The organism is Dellaglioa sp. CoH-57-MRSF-16, assembly GCF_056782055.1.
In genome coordinates this window covers 1-21,184 of sequence record NZ_JBXAXZ010000006.1, presented here as the reverse complement: position 1 = coordinate 21,184, position 21,184 = coordinate 1, and the positions used below count along the sequence as shown (strand labels likewise).

Annotated in this window: 26 protein-coding genes; 22 read left to right on the top strand and 4 right to left on the bottom strand. The window is 32.2% G+C overall.

Going from position 1 to position 21,184, the window contains the following annotated elements; all coding sequences use genetic code 11:
• Window positions 1-12: 12 nt before the first annotated feature.
• Both dapD and AC1RPH_RS06495 read left to right on the top strand, forming a co-directional pair.
• Window positions 13-720, top strand: coding sequence for a 2,3,4,5-tetrahydropyridine-2,6-dicarboxylate N-acetyltransferase (gene dapD, locus AC1RPH_RS06500; protein ID WP_481761826.1), 708 nt, complete (start codon window positions 13-15; stop codon window positions 718-720).
• A 30-nt stretch (window positions 721-750) separates the two neighbouring features.
• Entirely contained in the window at window positions 751-1,896 is a 1,146-nt protein-coding gene (locus AC1RPH_RS06495; RefSeq protein ID WP_481761825.1) for an N-acetyldiaminopimelate deacetylase, read from the top strand.
• Window positions 1,897-1,934: 38 nt separating this feature from the next.
• Here AC1RPH_RS06495 and AC1RPH_RS06490 read toward each other — a convergent pair whose 3' ends face one another.
• Complete coding sequence (locus AC1RPH_RS06490; RefSeq protein WP_481761862.1) at window positions 1,935-2,855, bottom strand: mechanosensitive ion channel family protein; 921 nt, start codon at window positions 2,853-2,855, stop codon at window positions 1,935-1,937.
• 163 nt (window positions 2,856-3,018) lie between these two features.
• Between AC1RPH_RS06490 and AC1RPH_RS06485 the strand changes: the two genes are divergently transcribed.
• Complete coding sequence (locus AC1RPH_RS06485; protein WP_481761824.1) at window positions 3,019-3,417, top strand: DUF948 domain-containing protein; 399 nt, start codon at window positions 3,019-3,021, stop codon at window positions 3,415-3,417.
• 18 nt (window positions 3,418-3,435) lie between these two features.
• Window positions 3,436-3,945, top strand: coding sequence for a hypothetical protein (locus tag AC1RPH_RS06480; RefSeq protein WP_409022765.1), 510 nt, complete (start codon window positions 3,436-3,438; stop codon window positions 3,943-3,945).
• Between the two features lie 192 nt (window positions 3,946-4,137).
• On the opposite strand, the gene AC1RPH_RS06475 is transcribed toward AC1RPH_RS06480, so the two are convergent.
• On the bottom strand, window positions 4,138-5,241 hold the full coding sequence (locus tag AC1RPH_RS06475; protein WP_481761823.1) for a M24 family metallopeptidase: 1,104 nt from the start codon (window positions 5,239-5,241) through the stop codon (window positions 4,138-4,140).
• Between the two features lie 231 nt (window positions 5,242-5,472).
• On the opposite strand from AC1RPH_RS06475, the gene ccpA reads away from it, so the two are divergent.
• The 16 genes from ccpA to AC1RPH_RS06395 all read left to right on the top strand — a co-directional run bounded on the left by ccpA (window position 5,473) and on the right by AC1RPH_RS06395 (window position 18,118).
• On the top strand, window positions 5,473-6,474 hold the full coding sequence (gene ccpA / locus AC1RPH_RS06470; protein ID WP_409022763.1) for a catabolite control protein A: 1,002 nt from the start codon (window positions 5,473-5,475) through the stop codon (window positions 6,472-6,474).
• Between the two features lie 73 nt (window positions 6,475-6,547).
• Complete coding sequence (locus tag AC1RPH_RS06465; protein WP_481761822.1) at window positions 6,548-7,051, top strand: VanZ family protein; 504 nt, start codon at window positions 6,548-6,550, stop codon at window positions 7,049-7,051.
• A gap of 108 nt (window positions 7,052-7,159) precedes the next feature.
• The gene (locus tag AC1RPH_RS06460) at window positions 7,160-7,894 is read left to right on the top strand and encodes a YebC/PmpR family DNA-binding transcriptional regulator (protein ID WP_481761821.1); all 735 of its coding nucleotides are present in this window, start codon (window positions 7,160-7,162) and stop codon (window positions 7,892-7,894) included.
• Between the two features lie 134 nt (window positions 7,895-8,028).
• Window positions 8,029-9,009: a competence type IV pilus ATPase ComGA gene (gene comGA / locus AC1RPH_RS06455; protein WP_481761820.1), complete on the top strand. Its 981-nt coding sequence runs from the start codon at window positions 8,029-8,031 to the stop codon at window positions 9,007-9,009.
• A complete protein-coding gene (gene comGB, locus AC1RPH_RS06450; RefSeq protein ID WP_481761819.1) occupies window positions 8,951-10,009 on the top strand; it encodes a competence type IV pilus assembly protein ComGB in 1,059 nt (352 codons plus the stop codon). Before comGA ends, comGB begins: the two co-directional genes overlap by 59 nt.
• Window positions 10,006-10,320: a competence type IV pilus major pilin ComGC gene (gene comGC / locus AC1RPH_RS06445; RefSeq protein WP_409022758.1), complete on the top strand. Its 315-nt coding sequence runs from the start codon at window positions 10,006-10,008 to the stop codon at window positions 10,318-10,320. Before comGB ends, comGC begins: the two co-directional genes overlap by 4 nt.
• Window positions 10,298-10,732, top strand: a complete 435-nt coding sequence (locus tag AC1RPH_RS06440) for a prepilin-type N-terminal cleavage/methylation domain-containing protein (protein ID WP_409022757.1) — start codon at window positions 10,298-10,300, stop codon at window positions 10,730-10,732. Before comGC ends, AC1RPH_RS06440 begins: the two co-directional genes overlap by 23 nt.
• Window positions 10,733-10,742: 10 nt before the next feature.
• The gene (locus AC1RPH_RS06435) at window positions 10,743-11,021 is read left to right on the top strand and encodes a hypothetical protein (RefSeq protein ID WP_481761818.1); all 279 of its coding nucleotides are present in this window, start codon (window positions 10,743-10,745) and stop codon (window positions 11,019-11,021) included.
• A complete protein-coding gene (locus AC1RPH_RS06430) occupies window positions 11,018-11,440 on the top strand; it encodes a competence type IV pilus minor pilin ComGF (protein WP_481761817.1) in 423 nt (140 codons plus the stop codon). The genes AC1RPH_RS06435 and AC1RPH_RS06430 overlap by 4 nt, the downstream gene beginning before the upstream one ends.
• A gap of 1 nt (window position 11,441) precedes the next feature.
• Complete coding sequence (locus AC1RPH_RS06425; protein ID WP_481761816.1) at window positions 11,442-11,738, top strand: hypothetical protein; 297 nt, start codon at window positions 11,442-11,444, stop codon at window positions 11,736-11,738.
• Window positions 11,739-11,816: 78 nt separating this feature from the next.
• A complete protein-coding gene (locus AC1RPH_RS06420) occupies window positions 11,817-12,833 on the top strand; it encodes a class I SAM-dependent methyltransferase (RefSeq protein WP_481761815.1) in 1,017 nt (338 codons plus the stop codon).
• A 116-nt stretch (window positions 12,834-12,949) separates the two neighbouring features.
• Entirely contained in the window at window positions 12,950-14,323 is a 1,374-nt protein-coding gene (locus AC1RPH_RS06415) for an amino acid permease (RefSeq protein WP_481761814.1), read from the top strand.
• A 345-nt stretch (window positions 14,324-14,668) separates the two neighbouring features.
• Window positions 14,669-16,042: a bifunctional metallophosphatase/5'-nucleotidase gene (locus AC1RPH_RS06410; protein WP_481761813.1), complete on the top strand. Its 1,374-nt coding sequence runs from the start codon at window positions 14,669-14,671 to the stop codon at window positions 16,040-16,042.
• 37 nt (window positions 16,043-16,079) lie between these two features.
• Window positions 16,080-16,694, top strand: a complete 615-nt coding sequence (locus AC1RPH_RS06405; protein ID WP_481761812.1) for a YutD family protein — start codon at window positions 16,080-16,082, stop codon at window positions 16,692-16,694.
• 22 nt (window positions 16,695-16,716) lie between these two features.
• Window positions 16,717-17,502: a TIGR01457 family HAD-type hydrolase gene (locus tag AC1RPH_RS06400; RefSeq protein WP_481761811.1), complete on the top strand. Its 786-nt coding sequence runs from the start codon at window positions 16,717-16,719 to the stop codon at window positions 17,500-17,502.
• A 4-nt stretch (window positions 17,503-17,506) separates the two neighbouring features.
• Window positions 17,507-18,118 carry a TIGR01906 family membrane protein gene (locus AC1RPH_RS06395; protein ID WP_481761810.1) on the top strand — a complete coding sequence of 204 codons (612 nt, stop codon included), beginning with the start codon at window positions 17,507-17,509 and terminating at the stop codon, window positions 18,116-18,118.
• A gap of 78 nt (window positions 18,119-18,196) precedes the next feature.
• On the opposite strand, the gene AC1RPH_RS06390 is transcribed toward AC1RPH_RS06395, so the two are convergent.
• Window positions 18,197-18,835: a VTT domain-containing protein gene (locus tag AC1RPH_RS06390; RefSeq protein WP_481761861.1), complete on the bottom strand. Its 639-nt coding sequence runs from the start codon at window positions 18,833-18,835 to the stop codon at window positions 18,197-18,199.
• Window positions 18,836-18,874: 39 nt separating this feature from the next.
• Window positions 18,875-19,867: an NAD(P)/FAD-dependent oxidoreductase gene (locus AC1RPH_RS06385; protein ID WP_481761809.1), complete on the bottom strand. Its 993-nt coding sequence runs from the start codon at window positions 19,865-19,867 to the stop codon at window positions 18,875-18,877.
• A gap of 129 nt (window positions 19,868-19,996) precedes the next feature.
• On the opposite strand from AC1RPH_RS06385, the gene AC1RPH_RS06380 reads away from it, so the two are divergent.
• Window positions 19,997-20,581, top strand: coding sequence for a peptidylprolyl isomerase (locus AC1RPH_RS06380; protein WP_481761808.1), 585 nt, complete (start codon window positions 19,997-19,999; stop codon window positions 20,579-20,581).
• Between the two features lie 57 nt (window positions 20,582-20,638).
• Entirely contained in the window at window positions 20,639-21,046 is a 408-nt protein-coding gene (locus tag AC1RPH_RS06375) for a CvfD/Ygs/GSP13 family RNA-binding post-transcriptional regulator (protein WP_481761807.1), read from the top strand.
• Window positions 21,047-21,184 lie beyond the last annotated feature (138 nt).

The window sequence follows — 21,184 nt, the reverse complement described above, 5'->3', positions numbered from 1 at the left end:
AGGAGAATGATGATGGCAAATTTAGATGCACACGAAATTATTAATTTTATTAGCACTTCAAAAAAGAAAACACCCGTTAAGGTATATATTAAAGGGGATTTAGTTGAAATCGATGTACCAGATACGATAGAAGACTACTTAAATGATAAAGCTGGCGTTTTATTTGGTGATTGGGCAGATATTGAACCTTTCCTAAATGAAAATTCAAAAATTGTAAGTTCTCATATTGAAAATGAAACTCGTAATTCAGCTGTTCCGTTATTAGATTTAAAAAAGATTAATGCACGTATTGAACCAGGTGCAGTTATTCGCGATCAAGTTTTAATTGGCGATAACGCTGTTATCATGATGGGCGCTATCATTAATATTGGTGCTGAAATTGGTAAGGGAACAATGATTGATATGGGTGCTGTTTTAGGTGGTCGTGCAATTGTTGGAGATAATTGTCATATTGGTGCTGGAACAGTACTTGCTGGGGTTGTCGAACCACCTTCAGCAACACCTGTTATTATTGAAGATGACGTTTTAATTGGTGGAAATGTTGTCGTGCTTGAAGGCGTTCGTGTTGGTAAAGGTGCCGTTGTTGGTGCTGGAGCTGTTGTTACTAAAGATGTTGCACCTTATACGGTAGTCGTAGGGATGCCCGCAAAAAAAGTTAAAGATATCGATGATAAAACAAAAGATAAAACAGAAATTTTAGCAGAGTTACGTAATATCTAGAAATAAATTGAAACGAGGGAACAGATAGAAATGAGTTTAACAACTGAAGAACTAATTAAAATCAGACGGGACTTACACCAAATTCCGGAAATTGGATTAGAAGAATTTGAAACTCAAGCCTATCTACTGAACTTAATTTCAAAATTTAATCAAAGTTTTATAGTAATTAAAACAGTTGAAACTGGTATTTTAGTTCGAGTAGTTGGTTCTATTGGCGGGTATACAATTGGATATCGGACTGATATTGACGGACTACCTGTTACTGAAAAGACAGGACTGCCATTTTCATCACGGAATGAAGGTAGAATGCATGCTTGTGGGCATGATATTCATATGACGGTTGCGCTCGGAATTCTAAATTACTTTTCTGAAAATCAACCAACAGTAAATATGACTTTTATCTTTCAACCAGCAGAAGAAAATGCCAGTGGTGGTAAGCGACTCTATGAGAGTGGATTATTAGATGAGTGGATGCCTGATGAAATTTATGCATTCCATGATAATCCACAATTACCTGCTGGAACAATTGGAACTCGATTAGGCACTTTGTTCGCAGGTACGTGTGAAATTCATGCACACCTAGCCGGAAAAAGTGGACATGCTGCATACCCACATCAGGCTAATGACATGGTAGTTGCTGGTGCACAGTTGGTCACGCAATTACAAACGATTATCAGTCGAAATGTCGATCCAATACAATCTGGAGTTGTTACGTTGGGTCAATTTACTGCTGGAACGACTGGTAATGTTATTGCTGGTGAAGCACAGATTAATGGAACAATTCGTGCGTTAACACAAGAAATGAATTTATTGATTCAAAAACGTGTTAAAACAATTTGTGAGGGTATCGCATTAATGTACGATTGCGAAGTAGAATTAAACCTCATTCAAGGTGGTTATCTACCTGTTGAAAATGATGATAGCAGGACTGAAAACTTTATTCGATTTATGAAAAACGATCCAGAAGTTTCATTTGTTGAAACACAACCTGCAATGACGGGAGAAGATTTTGGATTTTTATTGTCTAAAATACCTGGAACAATGTTTTGGTTGGGTGTAGATAGTCCTTACTCGCTACATTCTGAATTTTTGGCGCCTAAAGAAGCTGCAATTGATGCAGGTGTTCTTGCAATGGTCCATTTTTTGACAGATAGAGATCAACAAATAAGAAACTAAAAAATGACTCAATTATGATTTCATAATTGAGTCATTTTTTAGTTAAGTGAGATAGGTGAGTTTAAGACATGTATTTGAGCATCATTTAAAGCCGTTAGATAACCGGCAAGAAATGTCCGTTGAGTAGATGCCTGTTCACCATTTAAAGTGAACACAACGACTCTAAAGACCAAATTTCCTTTGCCAAGATCAACTAGACCTAAAATATTTGGTCCATCTTTAATTTCGGGATGAAGTGGGACTAACTTTTCATTAACGTTCTGTACAATATGGGTGATTTTATCCACATCGTCAGTGACATCAATTCGGATATCGATAACTGCTCGCATATTATTGCGAGATAAATTACTGACAATTGTGATATTTCTATTTGGGACAAAATGCAAAATACCATCATAGTCTTCAATTTGAGTCGTACGTAGGCCGACAGCCACGATAGGACCCTCAATTGAATCAATTCTAACGATATCTCCAACATCGAATTGTTGTTCTAAAAGAATAAAGAATCCAGTGACGACATCAGTTACGAATCCTTGTGCGCCAAGACCTAAAGCAACACTTAAGATTCCGGCACCTGCAATTAAGGTACCAACGGGAACACCGAGCACCGACAGAATAGCGTAAAGATAAAAAAATAACATAATATAGTGAAAAATATTTGATGTTAGTGAATTGATTGTTTCAACTCTATTTGTTGAATATCTATCGGATCCTCGATATTGATTAAATGTCCGACGAATGATTTTTTTTCCAATCCAATTTATAAGGATAAATAGAAAAGAAAAGAAAACAAGAGAAAAAACTAGTTCAACTAGGTTACTAATAATGGCATCCCAATCGATATGAGCTATGTAACGTGAAAGGAAAGTACTTTGTTTTGTAACGGTTTTTAGTAATGTCCCTAAAAGTAAATTGTCCTTTGTGAAATGCTCTAAAAAAAGATTGTTTAAAATGGCGATCACCCCTAAATTAATTTATTGATATCATCATAGCAAACATGTGGGCTAATGTGTAATTTAAATACAAAACTGTCGTATGTTATCAATTGCAGTTTTTAGGTTCGAATGCTATCCTATAAGTAGATTTTGAATTAATGTACGTAAGTAAATAGGAGGAATTATTATGACAGGTGGACAAATTGCAGGATTAATTGCCGCTGTTGCTTTCGCGGTCTTAGTCCTATTCATTATTTTCGTTCTTATGAGAATGATGAGAACACTCGGAGAAGTGAATAAAAGTATTTCATCTATTACCAGCGATGTTGATGGCTTATCAAATGAAGTTGAGAATATACTCGTAAAATCAAATATTTTATTAGACGATGTAAATGGTAAAGTAGCAACAATTGATCCTTTATTTCAGGCTGTTGCTGATTTGAGTGAAAGTGTGTCTGATTTGAATGATGCAAGTCGAGGATTAATGACACACGTTTCAGCGACGTCAAAGAGGGCTAAAGATTCTTCAGCTTTCATTAATGTTGGTAAAAAGGCATTTAGTTTTTATAAAAATAGAAAAGTTTAAAACAAGGAGGGGTTTGTTATGTCAAAAAAATTTTTATTAGGATTGGTAGTTACAGGTGGGGTTGCCGCGTATACAGCTTCTAAATTAATTTCTGAAAAAACGAAACAAGATATTAAAGAACATTTGGAAGAAAAAGCTTTAGATGTACGTGATCGCGTGTTAGAGTATAAGGCTTACGCTGAAGACGCTAGTATTGATTTAAAAGATAAAATGGTTGATTTTGATGAAATGAAAAATAATCTAAGTGATAAATTTTCTGAAAAAAGTGAATTATTAATGAGCCAGGATGCGTATGTTAATGCTAAAGATGCATTAATTAATGCAAAGAACGATTTGAAAAACAAATTAGCTATGGAATCAGACGATATATTTGAACAAATGACTGATTTAACAGATGAGTTTTCAGACTTAGCTGAAGAAGACATCTATGTTGATAGCAAGAGTGCTTTTGGCGAAGCTAAAGATGCTGATGCTGCAGAAGGCAAAGCTGAAACAATTTATCCAGATGGATGGACAGGCGAAAAATAAAAGTAAAATGAGTACCACAATTTTTAATGCGAACTATTTGAATTAATTAACTTTAAAATAATAGGTAACCACATGTTGTTCGAAAAGGAGTAGCATATGGTTACCTATTATTTTAGTTAAGACTCGTAGTTTATGGAATATTTAAAAATAAAAACCCCTAAAGTTTTCTAACTTTAGGGGTTTTTATTTTTATTAGTGTAGTTCAATTGTTTTTAATGTTTTTGGTGTAACTGTAAATGGTTCATTACCGTTTTCAGTTAGATAAATGCAGTCTTCAATACGAACGCCAGCAACGCCTGGAATGTAAATACCAGGTTCTATTGAGAAACACATACCTGGTTTAAGTTCCATTTTATTTCCTTCCATAATTGAAGGGAATTCATGTTCACTTTGTCCCATACCATGACCAAGGCGATGAATAAAGTAGTCACCATAACCAGCCTTGACGATGACATCACGAGCAATTTTATCTAAATCTTCCGCAATCATACCTGGTTTAGCAGCAGATTGCGCTTTTAATTGCGCTTCAAGACAAACTTTGTGAATTTCTAATGCTTTTTCATTTGGTTTACCGAATGCTACAGTACGACTAGCATCTGAAATATAACCATCTGAGATAACACCTAAATCAAATAATGTTAAAGCATTTGATTGGATAAGATCCTTTTTTGCAAATCCATGAGGTTCAGCGGCATTTTTTCCACTTTGAACAATAGTGTCAAAGCTCATATGCATGATTCCTTTTTTCATCATTGCATATTCAATTTCTGCAACAACATCTTGTTCAGTTCTGCCTTCTTGAAGAGCGTTAAAGCCAACTTCAAAAGCAACATCTGCCCATTTTCCAGCAATTTTTAATTTTTCAATTTCGTCTGGTGTTTTAATTACTTTAAGTGTTTCGATAAAGCTTGTTGCATCAGCTACAAATTCAGCACTTGGGAAGATACGACTAATAGCATCATATCTTTCAACTGTTAGGCTGCCTTTTTCAATAGCCCATTTCTTTGGTGAATTTTTACGTTTATTTATTTCACTTTGTATGATTGCGAAAGCATCTTCGTGATCAAGATAACCATAAACGGGATATTTCCAGCCGGTATCTTTGGCAGCTTCGACTTCAAGAGCGGGTGTGAATAAAAATGGGTCTTGATCAGGAAATACAAAGAGAGCTAAAACGCGCTCAATAGGATCACTTTCAAAACCGGTAAAATATTGAATACTCATTGGATCGTTGATATAAGCAATGTCAGTACCATTATTGGCAAGCCATTGTTGTAAAGATGCAATATGTGACATGAAATCTCTCCCTTTACAATAGTATACTGTATTATAGCATAAGTAAGACATAACAATTAAATATTGAAATTTTCATAACAATTAAAAATTGAAATTTTCATAATATAAAAATTATTTTCATGAAAATAAGGTAAAAACGCTTGCAATTGTCTTAAAAATTTGCTAAATTATTCTAGTGCTTGAAAACGGAATGAAAACTTGATATTTAAGTAATGAGAGGAAATAATACTAATGGATAAACAAACAATTACAATTTATGACGTAGCAAGAGAAGCAGCTGTTTCAATGGCAACTGTTTCACGTGTGGTTAACGGTAACCCTAACGTTAAACCTGCAACAAGAAAAAAAGTTTTGGAAGTTATTGATCGACTTGATTACAGACCTAATGCTGTTGCTAGAGGATTGGCAAGTAAGAAAACGACAACAGTTGGGGTTATTATTCCCGATGTAACTAATATTTACTTTTCATCATTAGCTCGTGGAATTGATGATGTTGCAACAATGTATAAATATAATATTATTTTAGCTAACTCTGATCAAAATGGTCAAAAAGAAGTGCAAGTATTAAATACATTATTAGCTAAACAAGTTGATGGTATTATTTTTATGGGAAATCAAATTACTGATGAATTACGTGCTGAACTTAAGAGAAGTCGTACACCAGTTGTCCTTTCAGGTTCAGTTGATCCTACTGGAGAATTAGGTAGTGTTAATATTGATTATATTGCAGCTGTAATGGAATCAGTAACGGATCTAATTAATAATGGCAATAAACGTATTGCATTTGTTTCAGGTTCAATGGATGAACCCATTAATGGCGAATACCGACTAAAAGGCTATAAATTAGCTCTTGAAAAAGCCGGAATAAAATTTGATCAAGACTTAATTTTTGAAACAGATTATTCATATCGAGCTGGCGAAACCTTATGGCCAGCAATTTCTTCAAGTCATGCAACTGCTGCTTTTGTTGGTGATGATGAATTAGCTGTTGGTGTTTTGAATGGTGCTCGAGATGCTGGTTTGAGTGTACCCGAAGATTTTGAAATTATTACAAGTAATGATTCAAAATTGACTGAGATTGTTAGACCCAAATTATCTTCAATAACACAACCTTTATACGATTTAGGGGCTGTATCTATGAGATTATTAACAAAATTAATGGATAAAGAAGAAGTTAGTGAAAAAACAATCCAATTACCATATGGCTTAATTAAGCGTTCTTCAACAAAATAATATAATAAAAAACTTGGTTTTCTAAATTATATTTGGAAAATCAAGTTTTTATTATACTTGGATGGGAAATTTTATGAAAAATAAAAATAATATTTACTTTGTTTTAGCCTTATTAATTATTGTAATTCTGTTTATTAGTTCTTCGGAAACGTACAAGCAGCAGACATCTATTCCTTTTTTAGAAAAGTATTTAGCTGGTAAACCATTTGAAAGTATGTTGTCACATATTTCATTTAGTTATGCTGGAGCAGATGAAAGTTTTAACCATGTTGGTTATTTTAAATTAGTTGAGTTTTTCATCCGTAAAACTGCTCATTTTATGACATATTTCTTTATGGCTAGCTTCATATTCTTGGGAGTGAAAAATAAAATTAAGTATTGGCGTTACAGTGGGCTTATTGCAGTTGCTTGTGCAGCGCTATATGCAGGACTTGATGAAATTCACCAAAGTTTTACAGGTGGCAGAACGCCCTTAATCCAAGATGTTTTACTTGATACAATTGGTGCAACAACAGGTGTAATTTTGACGATATTAATTTTAATGTACTATCGGCACAAAAAAGCTAAAGAAAACTAGTTCAGTCCTATTCTCGTGAAGAAGGTTGATATTAAGCTATTATTTTGATATCATAATAAACGGTTAAAAGTAAAAATTCAGAAACATTTCGGAAAGAGGTAGGGAATTATGTCAGGACATTCAAAATGGAATAACATCCAAGGTCGTAAAAATGCACAAGATGCTAAACGTGGTAAAATTTTCCAAAAATTATCGAGAGAAATTTACATGGCTGCAAAAAGTGGTGGTCCTGATCCCGATTCGAACCCCTCATTACGTTTGATGCTTGATAAAGCTAAAGCTGCAAATATGCCAAAAGATAATATTAAACGTGCTATTGATAAAGCGTCTGGTTCAGAAGGTGCAGATTATGAAGAAATTACATATGAAGGCTATGCACCTGGTGGCGTTGCCATCTTAGTTCATACCTTGACGGATAATCGTAATCGGACTGCTTCAGAAGTTCGTATTGCATTTACACGTAATGGTGGAAATTTAGGAGAAACAGGTTCAGTTAATTACATGTTTGATCGTAAAGGTTACATCGTTATTTCTCGTGAAGAATTAGATACTGATGAAGATGCTATGTTTGAAGATGTTATTGATGCTGGTGCTGAGGATTTGAAAACATCAGAAGAATTATTTGAAATCTATACAGATTCAAAAGATTTACCAGATGTACGTGCTTCATTAGAAGCAAAGGGATACAAATTAGATACATTTGAATTAGTAATGATTCCTCAAAATCTAGTACCAGTACCGGAAGATAAAATTGAACAATTCCATCATATGATTGATGCATTGGAAGAAAATGATGATGTTTCAGAAGTGTTCCATGCTGGTGATATTGCAGACGAAGATTAAGATACTCTCTATAATAAAGAGATAAGTCATCTTAAAAAGTTAGAAATTAATTAAATATAAAAATATGAAAAGCCAAAATTAAATGTTTTGGCTTTTTTTGCGTACTTAAATATATGGAAAGGAGGGATATTGAGATGATTGAAACAGAAATACAAGAAATGATTAAAATATGTGTTAAAAACAGAGCAAGTGATATGTATATAATTCCAAGTGCCAAGGGATGCTTAGTTAAGTATCGAACGTTGAATAACTATCATAGCCTTAATGTATATTCAGAAAAAAAGATGATACAAATGAATAATTTTCTTAAATTTAAGGCAAATATGATTCTGAGCGAAACTAGGCGGCCGCAGTTTGGGACTTTTCAATGGCAGATAGAACATAAAAAGGTAAATTGCCGAATTTCGAGTGTTGGCGATTTTTTAGGTAGAGAATCGATTGTTATACGATTTATTTATTCGAATACCGATGTACCGTTACTTCAACTTTTACCAAATCAATTTCAGCAGTTGATAAATGCATGTGGGTCCAGTGGGCTAATTTTATTCTCAGGTCCAATGGGTTCAGGTAAGACAACGACAATGTACCAACTGGCTGAAATGATTCAGAATCAAAGAACAATATTAACTATTGAGGATCCAGTTGAAATTCAAAATCCTAATTTTATTCAATTACAGGTTAATGATAAAGCAAACATGACATATGCGGAATTATTAAAAGTTGGATTGAGGCACCATCCTGATATTTTTATTATCGGTGAAATCAGGGATGAAGTCACTGCCAATGCTGCAATTAAAGCTGCAATGAGTGGTCATTTAATTTTAAGTACCGTACATGCAAGAAATGCAGTAGGAACAATTAAACGACTTGAAAATCTTGGCGTTAGTCGAGATGATCTCAATAGAACGCTACAGGCAGTAAGTTATCAGCGATTAATTGAAACAACGAAAGGTGGAAGCGGTGTACTATTTGATATATTAACAGGTCAAAAGTTAGAGTCTGTTCTTGAAGGAACATTTAATCAAAAAATAGCTTTAGAAAGGTGGCATGATAACCTTGATCAATGTATTAAGAAAAATATTATTACAATTGAAACAGCAAATAATTTTAAATAGAAGAAAATGGTCAATTCAAAAACAAAGTGAATTTTTCGAAGTCTTGGCAGACTTATTAGATTCGGGATTTTCGCTCAGGCAATCTTTAACAACGGCGACTAAATTATTTCCAGTTGGGAAAATAGATATTCAAAAAATTGAATCCAAGTTAAGAAGTGGTGAACCCTTCTCAACAGGTATCAAGCCGTATATTTCAAAAAGTTCGTATTATCAAATTACGATTTCTGAAAAATATGGCGGATTAAATAAAAGTATTAAACAACTCGGAAAATTGATGACGGTTAGAGTAAAACAAAAGAAACAGTTAAAGCAACTCATGCAATACCCAATGATTCTGATGGGATTACTGGTTGTCTTATATATCGGAATCCAACAATTTATTTTGCCTGAAATAAATTATAGTCAGTTAGGTGCGTCATCAAATTCTAACTTTAAAATGATTTTAATGAAGAGTATTATCTCTGTCGTAATTAGTCTATTTATCGGATATATCATAAAAATTATCATTCGTGTTTCAAAACAAAGTACGATGAACAGGCATGTTTGGTATTGTCAGGTCCCCATAGTAGGTAAAATTTATCGGGATTATTGTCATTATTATTTAACATTTAATTTGGGTCTGCTTTTAGCAAGTGGTTTAAATTTGAATAAAATATGTGATTATTTAAATCAATTTGATCAAAAATCTTTACTATATCAGTTAGGTAAACAGTTAACGAATCATTTTGAAAATGGTGGGAGTACAAAACAAATGATCGATAAAAGTCCTTTATTTCCTAATGAGATAACGACATTTCTCGCAAAAGGTAATACGTTAGATGTGATGAGCCAAGAATTATTAATGTATTCGGAATTAACTTATCGTAAATTTGAGTCATCTGTCGAAAGAATCATGATTTATGTACAGCCAGTTGCATTCATAATTGTAGCGGCCTGTATTGTTGGGTTGTATTTAACAATATTATTACCTATGTATCAAACTATGGAGGAAATTCAATGAAAAAAAATAGAAAAAAATTAAAAGCATTTACGCTTGTTGAAATGCTATGTGTCTTATTTATTATCTCACTTCTAATGTTGATTATATTACCTAACATTGGACATCAAAGAGCAGGTGCTAAACGGGTTAATGATGAAGCGTTAGTTAGCGTCGTCCAAACGCAGGTTGATTTGTATGAAAATGAAACGCATAATAAATCGATAAATTTTGCTGATTTAGTTTCGGAAAAATATTTAACTGAAAAGCAAGAAAAGGAAGCAAAAGATAATCATATTATTATCTCGAATAATGTTGTTAAAACAGAAAACTAAATTTAAAGCATTTAGTTTATTTGAAATGCTTATTTCGTTGGCAATTACTAGTATTTGTGGTCTATTGCTAATGGGGCCAATGGATCAAGTACTTGCGATATCTAAAGAAAAACAATTTTGGCAAAATTTTGAACAACTTTGGCAAAGTGCAGTGGTAGAGGCACCGATGAATCGGATGCCTAATAGTATTAATTTTAATGATGATAAAATGACCATTATTAATGGCAATAGTAAAATTAAATTAGACTATCCGAAGACTGTGACAGTTAAAAATAGAGTAACGATAAAAATAAATAAAAGTGGGCAAATCACTGGTAAAACAGTTAATTTTAAATCCACATTACCAAATAGAAATCAAAAAATAGTATTTCAAATTGGGTGGGGTCAATTTATTAGAAAGGATGTCGAATAACGTGCGTAAAATGTCAGGAATTGTGTTAGCTGACGCTATTATGACTTTAACTATTGTCGCATCAGGTTTTGGATTATATGTACAGACCAATCACACATTACAGAAACAAGAAGATTATTGGAATCATAAAACAACAACTACAAGAAATCTGAAAGAAATCAGTAAATTATTAGTCATTCATCCGACAAGTAAATTATCAAAAATAGTTGATGGCGAATTACAATGTGCTACTATGTCTGAAATTCGAATTAAGTCTGAAAATGATTTAACAAGTATTAAATTGCAATGAAAAGTTTTTCTTTGTTAGAAACTATTATTGCATTAGGTATATTTATCATCTCTCTTAGTCTAATGACAACATGTTGGCACTTATGTACAAATGAACACCAAGAAATTAGCGGAGATAGAGATTTTTCGTTACAGCAATGTATCGGATTATTGGAGTCAGATCACTTAGATTTGAAGATAATAGATGTTGGTCAATATACAATTTCATTAAAAAATAATAAGACAGGAGCTCGCTACTATCTTAGTCAGCATAATGAAATGATACAGTTTATTGGATTTTCAGGAGGTCATATACCAATTTTATATCATGTGAAATCATTTTCGGTGGCATACGATGAACCAATTCTATTTTTAAAAATCAAACAAGAACACCAAAATAAGACTTTAAAATTGGTAATACCTATGGAAAAAAAGGATTAAGATGCGAAAAATCAAATTATTAAACGGACATTTAGTTGTATCAGCCATATTTTGTTTAATGTTATTAATTGGTTTGTTATTGGGACAACTGATATATTTCCAAGCAAAATTCACTAGTTATCAGAAAATATGCCAATATAATCAAGCAGAAACTATGAAAAACATGACTATTTTAAATCAAAAAGCAAAAAATCTAAAAGAAAAATATACTTATAATTATGGTGTTGTTGAATATCAAAAAGGAGCCTATCAGGTTATTTTGAAGAATGGTAATCGATATTCTTTTTCAGAAAAATGATAAAAAAGAAACTTAACTTGAATTGAGAATTAAAAATCGTTAAACTGAAACGAGCAAATAAATTCAAGGAGTGATTTTATGTCATTAGAAGAAATAGAAATGAACTTTAATCAGATTAATGAAACAATTGATATTTTACAAAAAAGTTTAGAAATCACTTATTTGGACGCATTTATTGAGACTAGCAATAATTTGTTAGATAATAAATCTGTACACGTAGAAGATGGATTACCAAGTGAGCAAGATGTAAAAATTTTGAATCAGATTTATAAAAAAATGAATTTGAATGCCTTATCGTCAGAAGATGTACGTAAAGTTGTACAGTTAGTTTTATTGAAGGCAACAAGACAAGAAAGTATTCAACCTAATCATCAAATAACACCAGATACAATTGGATTTTTAGTTGCATTTGTATTAGAAAAATTAATAAGTACAAAAAAATCGTTTAGTTTATTGGACATTACAGTGGGATCAGGGAACTTACTGACGACGATTTTGAATCAAATGGCTGCTGATAAGTTTGAGATTTCAAAAGCATACGGGATTGATAATGATGATACAATGTTATCAATTGCAGGGTTAAGTGGACAATTACAACACTTAAATTTAGAATTATTTCACCAAGATGCGGTTGATGACCTAATTGTAAAAAAATCTGATGTTGTTATTGCTGATTTACCAATTGGTTATTACCCTCTAGATGAAAGAGTTACCCATTTTGCTACACATGCAACTGAAGGTCATTCATATGTACATCATTTATTAATAGAACAATCAATCAAATACTTAAATGATGGCGGTTTTGGCATATACCTTGTTCCTACTGGTTTATTTGAAACAGAGGAAGCAAAAAAATTACTCGTTTACATTCAATCAAATGCATATCTTCAAGGTATGCTCAATTTACCTGTGGAATTATTTAGTTCAGCTAATTCACGTAAATCTATTTTGATTTTACAGAAACATGGCGAAGGTAGTAAACAAGTTGATGAAGTACTATTAGGTGATTTCCCATCACTAAAGGGTGAAGAACTATTTCAGAGCTTTGTTAAAACGTTAGATAAGTGGATAAAGGCCAACTTTAATAATAAGTAAAGTGACTCATATTTTGAGTCGCTTTTTTTATTTAATTATAAAAAGAATAATTTCTTTAGAAATTAACATGTGTCATGTATAATCTACTTAATTACTATAGAGGGAGTTTGATATTAATGGCAGAAAAAAGTTCAGAAGATCAGCATGTTAGAGGATTAAAAAGTCGACATGTTCAATTAATTGCAATTGGTGGAACAATTGGGACTGGTTTATTCTTGGGAGCAGGTCAATCTATTCATTTGGCTGGGCCATCTATTTTATTGGCATATATTATTACCGGAATTGCATGTTTTCTTTTAATGCGTTCGTTAGGTGAATTACTGTTATCGAATGTGAATGCACATTCATTTATTGATTTTATTTATGAATATCTAGGTGAAAAGGTTGGATTTGTTGCTGGATGGACATATTGGGTCTGTTGGGTAACAATTGCAATGACAGAAATTACCGCAGTCGGGTTATATATGAAATTTTGGTTTCCTAACTTGCCGCAATGGATTCCTGGTATGGTTATGCTCCTTATTCTTTTAGGAATAAATTTAGTTACAGTGGGATTATTCGGTGAAACAGAATTTTGGTTTGCACTCATTAAAATTATTGCCATTATTGTGTTGATATGTATTGGCGTGTATATGGTAGTGGTAAACTTTAAAACTTCAGCTGGGCATGCCAGTTTGACGAATTTAGTAAGTCACGGTGGATTTTTCCCCCAAGGAATTAAAGGATTTATTTTGTCATTTCAAATGGTACTGTTTAGTTTTGTCGGTATTGAAATGGTAGGATTAACAGCTGCAGAAACTGAAAACCCAACAAAGGTTATCCCAGAAGCAATTAATGAAATACCCTTAAGAATTATTTTGTTTTATGTAGGATCATTATTGGCAATTATGGCGATTTATCCTTGGAATATGATTTCGGAATCACAAAGTCCATTTGTTCAAGTATTTGAAAATATAGGGATAAAATCAGCAGCCAGCATTATTAATATTGTTGTAATTACAGCTGCAGCCTCAGCTTGTAATGGGTCTTTATTTAGTACAGGTAGAATGTTGTTCTCGCTTAATTATAATAAAAAAAATAAATTTTCTAAAAAAATTAGTAAGTTATCACATAATCAAGTACCTGCATTTGCATTACAATTTTCGACTCTTGTGATTGCAATTTCAGTCGTACTGAATATGTTTATGGCTGAATCGGTATTTACATTTATTTCAAGTATTGCAACGACTTGTTTCTTGTTCATTTGGGGAGCAATTGTAATTGCACATTTGAAGTATAGACGAAAAATAAAACTAGAAAAAACAGAATCAATGCTAGTATTTAAAATGCCTTTCTTTCCTGTTACAAATTATTTAATTCTATTATTTCTAACTTTTGTAGGTATTGTGCTATGCTTAAAACCTGATACATTAATTGCGCTGATTGCTTCAATTGGTTGGTTAATTGTACTCTATGTTATTAAAAGTGTTCAAATGAAGATGGAAAATTAAATTTTTGCTGAAAAGACCACGTGTGAGGGTCTTTTTTTGTATACTTAGGGCACAAATTAAAAGTAATTGTTGAAAATATTGTTTGATTTTGCTTCTAAAAACATTACAATTTAATAGTTAATTTCAGCGCGAGCAATACTATTTTCTGCATGCTATTTTTTGTAAAGGGTCATATAAATTCACTTGGACACGGTAAGCAGTATAATATAGGATATAGTATAACTAATAATGTTGAACCCACCTATTAGGAATTTGATGGTTAGAAAAGAACTTTAGGACAACCATAATAATATAGTTAGTGAAAAGAAAGTCAGTAAATAATCAAAATAAGGTGGATATAAACTAATGGAAAAAATAACGATTTTACATACAAATGATATTCATTCACATTTAGAAAATTGGCCTAAAATTAGGCGATTTTTACAATCTGAAAAAATAAAGCTTGAAAAACAAAATCAAACTGTTTTAACTTTTGATATTGGAGATGCAATTGATCGTGTGCACCCGTTGTCGGAAGCTACAAATGGCAAAGCCAATATTGAATTAATGAATACTGTAGCATATGATGCAGCGACAATTGGTAACAATGAAGGTATTGGTAATTCGCGAAGCCAATTACAACATTTATATGATAATGCAAAATTCGACATTATCCTTGATAACGTGGTAGATGGAGAAGTTAATAATCGTCCTGCATGGGCCAAAGAATATAAAATAATGGAAACTGCAGCTGGAACTAAAATTGGAATAATTGCCTTGACAGCACCATTTCCAATGACGTATGAGATGAATGGTTGGGAATCTAATCAAATTGATACCGTTTTACCTTCACTTTTAAAAAAAATAGCAGGTAAAGTAGATGTTATTATTTTGTTATCACATTTAGGTTTACCTGTAGATAGAAAAGTAGCTGCAAAGTATCCTCAGATAGATATTGTATTAGGAAGCCACACACATCATTTATTGAAATCCGGTGAAAAAGTTAATGAATCATTATTGGCCGCAGCTGGTAAGTGGGGGATGTACGTGGGCGAAGTAGCGATTGAACTTGAAAATCATAAAATTAGAAAAGAAGTTGCTAAAGTAATTGAAACAGAAAGTTTAGCAGAAGTTATAAGTGACCAAGACGAAATAGCAGAATATAGATTACGCGGAGAAAAAATTTTAACATCTGAAGTTGTTGCAAAATTGCCTGAAGATTTAGAAGCATCATGGACTAAAAATTCAGCATTAATGCAGACATCATTGAAAGCCATCGAAGCGGGTACAAAAACGGATATTGCAATGTTAAATGGTGGATTATTTTTGAAAAATTTACAAAAAGGATTTGTAACAAAAAATGACCTGCATCAAACACTGCCACACCCAATGCGGGTTATTACTGCTAAATTAACTGGTTATAATCTATGGCGATTAGTACAAGAAATTAAAAAGAATAGTTCATTTCTTAAGAAATTCCCAATTAAAGGGATGGGTTTTAGAGGCCAATTATTTGGTGAAGTAGTGATTGATGGACTGGTAGAACAAGAAAATGGGGACCTTATATATCATAACGAAAAAATTGACTTGGATGCATATTATACTATTGCAACAGTTGATCATTTTATGTATATACCGTTTTTTCCAACCATAGAAATAACCGGAGAAATTTCGATAAATGGCAAGAAATTTTTAAGAGATTACGTTGGGGACTATTTAAAACTAGAATTTTCTGTATAATGAAGTATGACTAAAGTTGTAAAAGGAGGTTTGAGATTTGAATCAAGCACAGAAAGAAAAGAGAGAACAGCAACTTGCAATAAAAGCAGAAAAAATTAAAGCTTATGCTAGTGATGTTGTTCGACAGAGTGAAACCCGAGTACTAATCGATAACCGTCCATATGATCTTGTTTCCAATTATAGAGATGGTTTTGAAATTGAAAAATTAACGGAACGATTTAGCCAAATTTTAACGAAATATGATTATATTGTTGGAGACTGGGGATATGATCAACTTCGATTAAGAGGTTTTTATAAAACCGAGAATAAAAAGGCATATCGGTCACAATGTATCGATACTCTTGAAGATTATTTATATGAATATTGTAATTTTGGATGTTCTTATTTTGTGTTGCACAATTTGGAAATTCAAAAACCTGAACCAATTTCTAATCCTAAAGAACGTAAAAAAACAGTTAAACCAGTTGGTAAGAAAAGAAAACCTGTAGTAAGGGCGCACACAACTGAAAAAAAATATCAAATAAAAAATAAAAAAACTAAAGTACCATTAAACAAGTCTAAACCAGTAAAACCACAAAAAAATAATTTAAAAACGGCAACAAAACGAACAAAGAAACACGAATTTGTAATTAGGCAAAAAGATAAAGCATAATTAAATAGGCAAGGTGATAATAATGGCATATAAAGGTTATATGATTGATTTAGATGGTACAATCTATCGAGGAAAAGAAAAAATTGCGGCAGCAAAACGATTTATCGAGTCTCTACAAGCAAGAAATATTGCATTTTTATTTGTGACTAATAATACGACTAAAATACCAGCTGATGTTGTCAATAATTTAGCAAATAATTTTGATATACATGTAACTGAGAAAGAAGTCTATACGGCGGCACTTGCAACTGCAGATTATCTAGATGCGTTAAACCCTGATAAAAGAAGTGTTTATATTATTGGTGAAAACGGATTAAAGAAAGCAATTATGGATAAAAAATTTATTATTGAGGAAACGACGCCTGATTATGTTGTTGTTGGGTTAGATTCCGATGTTACGTATCATAAATTTGAAATGGCAACTTTAGCAATCAAACGTGGTGCTAAATTTATTGGAACAAATGCTGATACTAATATTCCGAATGAACGTGGACTACTTCCTGGTGCTGGATCGCTGGTAAGGATGGTTGAATGTACAACACAACAAGAAGCTACTTATATTGGTAAACCTGAAACTATCATCATGGAAAAAGCCCTATCAAGACTTGGCTTGAAGAAAAGTGAAGTTGTGATGGTTGGAGATAACTACATGACAGATATTAAAGCCGGAATTAACTTTGGGGTTGATACAATGTTAGTCTATACGGGCGTTTCAACAAAAAACTTAGTGGCATCTAAAAAAGTTCAACCAACTATTCAATTGGATTCACTTGATGATTGGGACTTTGATAATGATAGAGCGCGTTAAAAAAATGGGACAGTGGCTAAGTTTATATCTAGCGATTGTCTCTTTTTCTATTATATTGGTAATTAATAGTACGTTTGTTTATAAAATTTTTATCAAGCAATCACATTTGAATAAAATTGTTGGGTTAAACCAATCAGAATTAATGTCTGATTATAATAATTTATTAGACTATTTTAACTATCCTTGGGTAAATAAAGTAAAAATGATATTGCCTTCATCATATAATGGGATGCAACATTATCATGATGTTAAACAATTGGTGCAGTTTAATTATGGTTGTTTTTTAATTTTAGGATTTATTGCAATAATATTTATTGGTCAATTAACAAAACAAAAGGAATTATGGAAATTGGTAAGACCTTTTCAGATGGCTATTACTGTTCCTTTTCTTAGTGTATTTTTACTTTTCTTTAATTTTGATCATTATTTTATACTATTTCATGAGCTCGTGTTTAGAAATAATGATTGGATATTTAATCCTAAACTAGATCCAATCATTTTGGCATTACCAGAAAATTTTTTTATGATTTGTTTTCTAATGGTCTTTTGTCTAATTGAGATGTTCTTTTTAGTTGGTATTTACTTTGGTAAGAGAGAAATTAAACGTAGTAATTAAAAAAACGAGACACCAGTGAAAATGGCGTCTCGTTTTTTTATTAGATTAAGATAGAAAGGGTGGGATATTAATAGCTAGTTATTTACTTAATTTTGACTTAATACCACTAAATACAGCTGGAATTAAGGAAATTAGTATGATTCCCAATACGACTAAAGAAAAATGTTCCTGTACGATTGCAATGTTTCCAAAGAAAAATCCAGCAGAACAACAAATGGTGACCCATGCAAATCCGCCAATTAGACTAAAGCGTAAGAAGCGAGAGTACTTAAATCCGCTACCACCAACGATGAAGGGAGCAAGCGTACGAATAATAGGCATGAATCTTGCTAAAATAATTGCGGGTCCACCATGTTTATTGAAAAATTGTTCTGTTTTATCGAGACTATCTTTGCTAATCATTTTATTAAATAATGAATGATCTGAAATTGAGTTCCCTACTTTTTTTCCAATAAAGAAATTTAGTGAGTCTCCCATGTACGCTGCAGCAAGAAAGAGGATTACAAATATCCAAATATTCAAATGATAAATTGAATTTGCTGCTAGAGCACTAGCTGCAAATAAAAGTGAATCACCAGGTAGGAAAGGTAAAATAACCGCTCCAGTTTCTATGAAGATAATAAAAAATAAGATAAGATAGGTCCAATTTCCAAAGTTGTTCACAATACTAATCAAGTGTGTGTCTATATGTAAAACAAAATCTATAAAAAAGTTTATGACAGACATAATATTAAATACCCCTTAAGTTCTATTTTTTTAATAATGTGGATTCATTAGTTGCGTACTATGAATAGTTCGATTAATATTTGGGTTTATAAAATTTAGGGCACTAGTTACGGCAGTCGGTGCTTCACCAAATCCTGAAGCAATTAGTGCTATTTTACCAGGGTATGAAACAATATCTCCTGCGGCAAAAACACCGGGAATGGAAGTTGCCATTTCAGAATTTACCGAGATTAGTTTCTTATCCATATTTATACCCCAAGCATTAATAATTTTATTATCGGATAAGTAGCCATAATTCACAAGTAAATTATCAACAATTATCGTTTTATTAAGATTATTTTTAGAATGTTTTAGCAAAATTTCAAGGCGACCATTCTTTTTAGAAAGTGATTGTATCGAAAAGGGAGTTTCAAATATAGTATCAGTTTTTTTGAGTTTTGTGACATTGTACTCTAGAGCTCTAAAGTTATCTCGACGGTGAATCATATGAATTTGTTTTGTAATGTTCGATAGCTCATTTGCCCAATCGATAGCAGAATCACCACCGCCAGCAATAGCAATTTGTTTATGAGAAAATTTAGAAAGGTCACTAATATTGTAAAATAATGATTCATTCTCGAATGTTGCTGAATTAGCAATATTTAATTTACGTGGCTGAAAAGAACCAATTCCAGCCGTAATAATAATTGTTCTACTATATGTAACCCGTTTAGAAGTTTGAATCCTAAAAATATCATTCTCTTTTTCGAAATTTAAGACGGTCTCATTTAATTTAACGTCAAAGTCAAATTGGTGAGCTTGCCTTGAAAGTTCCTTAATTAGATGTTCACCTGATATGCCAGTGAATCCAGCTATATCATATATTTTTTTCGTTGGATATAATGTACCAACTTGTCCACCAATGTCGGGAAGACTTTCAATAACTTGAGTTTTAGCTTGGCGCATGTGCGCATAAGTTGAAGTAAATAGTCCGATGGGTCCGGCACCAATGATAGTAATATCAAATATTTCATTTGTTGTCATAACAGTCTCCTAGCATTCCATTTAATAGCATTATAATAGTATAACGCATAAAAAATATAAAGTAATAGTAAAATAGAGTGAAATTGGGTACAATGGAATCAATAAAGTTTGAATAGGAGGAACATAGTTATGACATACCCACAATTAGACTTAGAACATGTAGTTGGACCAAAAGTTAAAATGATTACGAATTACGGTGATATAACGATTCAATTATTTCCAGAACAAGCACCTAAGACGGTAGAAAATTTCATTGGACTTTCAGAAAATGGATACTACAAAGACGTTATTTTTCATCGAGTGATTTCTGATTTTATGGTTCAATCTGGTGATCCAACAGGATCTGGAATGGGTGGTGAAAGTATTTGGGGTAAATCGTTTGCAGATGAATTTTCTTCTGAACTTTTTAACTTAAGAGGTGCTTTATCGATGGCTAATTCTGGACCATCAACAAATGGTAGTCAATTTTTTATTGTCCAAAATTCGAATGTTCCTGAACAGATGATTGGACAATTAAAGGATGCAAATTATCCTGAAGAGGTAGTCGTAGAATATAAAAAAGGTGGAACTCCTTGGTTAGATTTTCATCATACAGTATTTGGACAAGTTGTTAGTGGAATGGACATTGTTGATAAAATTGCGGGTGCAAAAACAGCTATGCAAGATAAACCAGTTGAACCAATTGTAATTGAAGATATGATAGTAACAAAATAAAGAGGATGAAAGTCCTTTTTATTTTGGCCGTTTTTACCGAAAGATTGAGGAGTATAAATGAAATATAGAATTGGACAAATTATTGTAGGAACTATAACAGGTATTCAATCATATGGTGCTTTTGTAACAATTGCGGATGGAGTTCAAGGCTTAATCCATATTTCGGAATGCCATAACGGTTATGTGGATAACATATTGAATTATTTAAAAATAAATGAAAAAATTACGGTTAGGATTATTGATATTGATGAATATAACAGTAAAATGAGTTTTTCAATTAGAAATTTTACTAAACAAAATAGTAATCTTAAAAGTACAGGTATTAAAATAAAACATAAATATTATTGGACAAATAGGTCTATAGATACAGGGTTTAAAGCAATAGATGATAAAATGGATTTTTGGATAAGCCAACAATTAAGAGATATTCACAGAAATAGACTTGACCAAGAAAAAGAAAGCTGATATATTTAATAAGTGCTATTGAGGCGATAATGAATATCGCAAATAAAGTGTTGACATGAGATATACCAGATGGTATATTAATAAAGCTGATTGATACGGCAAGAAGAAATGAATATTTATTCAAAAAAATTCTTGACA

Coding starts and splice junctions, on each gene's coding strand:
- dapD (WP_481761826.1), top strand. CDS start 13: ATGGCAAATTTAGATGCACACGAAATTATTAATTTTATTAGCACTTCA.
- AC1RPH_RS06495 (WP_481761825.1), top strand. CDS start 751: ATGAGTTTAACAACTGAAGAACTAATTAAAATCAGACGGGACTTACAC.
- AC1RPH_RS06485 (WP_481761824.1), top strand. CDS start 3,019: ATGACAGGTGGACAAATTGCAGGATTAATTGCCGCTGTTGCTTTCGCG.
- AC1RPH_RS06480 (WP_409022765.1), top strand. CDS start 3,436: ATGTCAAAAAAATTTTTATTAGGATTGGTAGTTACAGGTGGGGTTGCC.
- AC1RPH_RS06475 (WP_481761823.1), bottom strand. CDS start 5,241: ATGTCACATATTGCATCTTTACAACAATGGCTTGCCAATAATGGTACT.
- ccpA (WP_409022763.1), top strand. CDS start 5,473: ATGGATAAACAAACAATTACAATTTATGACGTAGCAAGAGAAGCAGCT.
- AC1RPH_RS06465 (WP_481761822.1), top strand. CDS start 6,548: ATGAAAAATAAAAATAATATTTACTTTGTTTTAGCCTTATTAATTATT.
- AC1RPH_RS06460 (WP_481761821.1), top strand. CDS start 7,160: ATGTCAGGACATTCAAAATGGAATAACATCCAAGGTCGTAAAAATGCA.
- comGA (WP_481761820.1), top strand. CDS start 8,029: ATGATTGAAACAGAAATACAAGAAATGATTAAAATATGTGTTAAAAAC.
- comGC (WP_409022758.1), top strand. CDS start 10,006: ATGAAAAAAAATAGAAAAAAATTAAAAGCATTTACGCTTGTTGAAATG.
- AC1RPH_RS06440 (WP_409022757.1), top strand. CDS start 10,298: ATGTTGTTAAAACAGAAAACTAAATTTAAAGCATTTAGTTTATTTGAA.
- AC1RPH_RS06435 (WP_481761818.1), top strand. CDS start 10,743: ATGTCAGGAATTGTGTTAGCTGACGCTATTATGACTTTAACTATTGTC.
- AC1RPH_RS06430 (WP_481761817.1), top strand. CDS start 11,018: ATGAAAAGTTTTTCTTTGTTAGAAACTATTATTGCATTAGGTATATTT.
- AC1RPH_RS06425 (WP_481761816.1), top strand. CDS start 11,442: ATGCGAAAAATCAAATTATTAAACGGACATTTAGTTGTATCAGCCATA.
- AC1RPH_RS06420 (WP_481761815.1), top strand. CDS start 11,817: ATGTCATTAGAAGAAATAGAAATGAACTTTAATCAGATTAATGAAACA.
- AC1RPH_RS06415 (WP_481761814.1), top strand. CDS start 12,950: ATGGCAGAAAAAAGTTCAGAAGATCAGCATGTTAGAGGATTAAAAAGT.
- AC1RPH_RS06410 (WP_481761813.1), top strand. CDS start 14,669: ATGGAAAAAATAACGATTTTACATACAAATGATATTCATTCACATTTA.
- AC1RPH_RS06400 (WP_481761811.1), top strand. CDS start 16,717: ATGGCATATAAAGGTTATATGATTGATTTAGATGGTACAATCTATCGA.
- AC1RPH_RS06395 (WP_481761810.1), top strand. CDS start 17,507: ATGGGACAGTGGCTAAGTTTATATCTAGCGATTGTCTCTTTTTCTATT.
- AC1RPH_RS06385 (WP_481761809.1), bottom strand. CDS start 19,867: ATGACAACAAATGAAATATTTGATATTACTATCATTGGTGCCGGACCC.
- AC1RPH_RS06380 (WP_481761808.1), top strand. CDS start 19,997: ATGACATACCCACAATTAGACTTAGAACATGTAGTTGGACCAAAAGTT.
- AC1RPH_RS06375 (WP_481761807.1), top strand. CDS start 20,639: ATGAAATATAGAATTGGACAAATTATTGTAGGAACTATAACAGGTATT.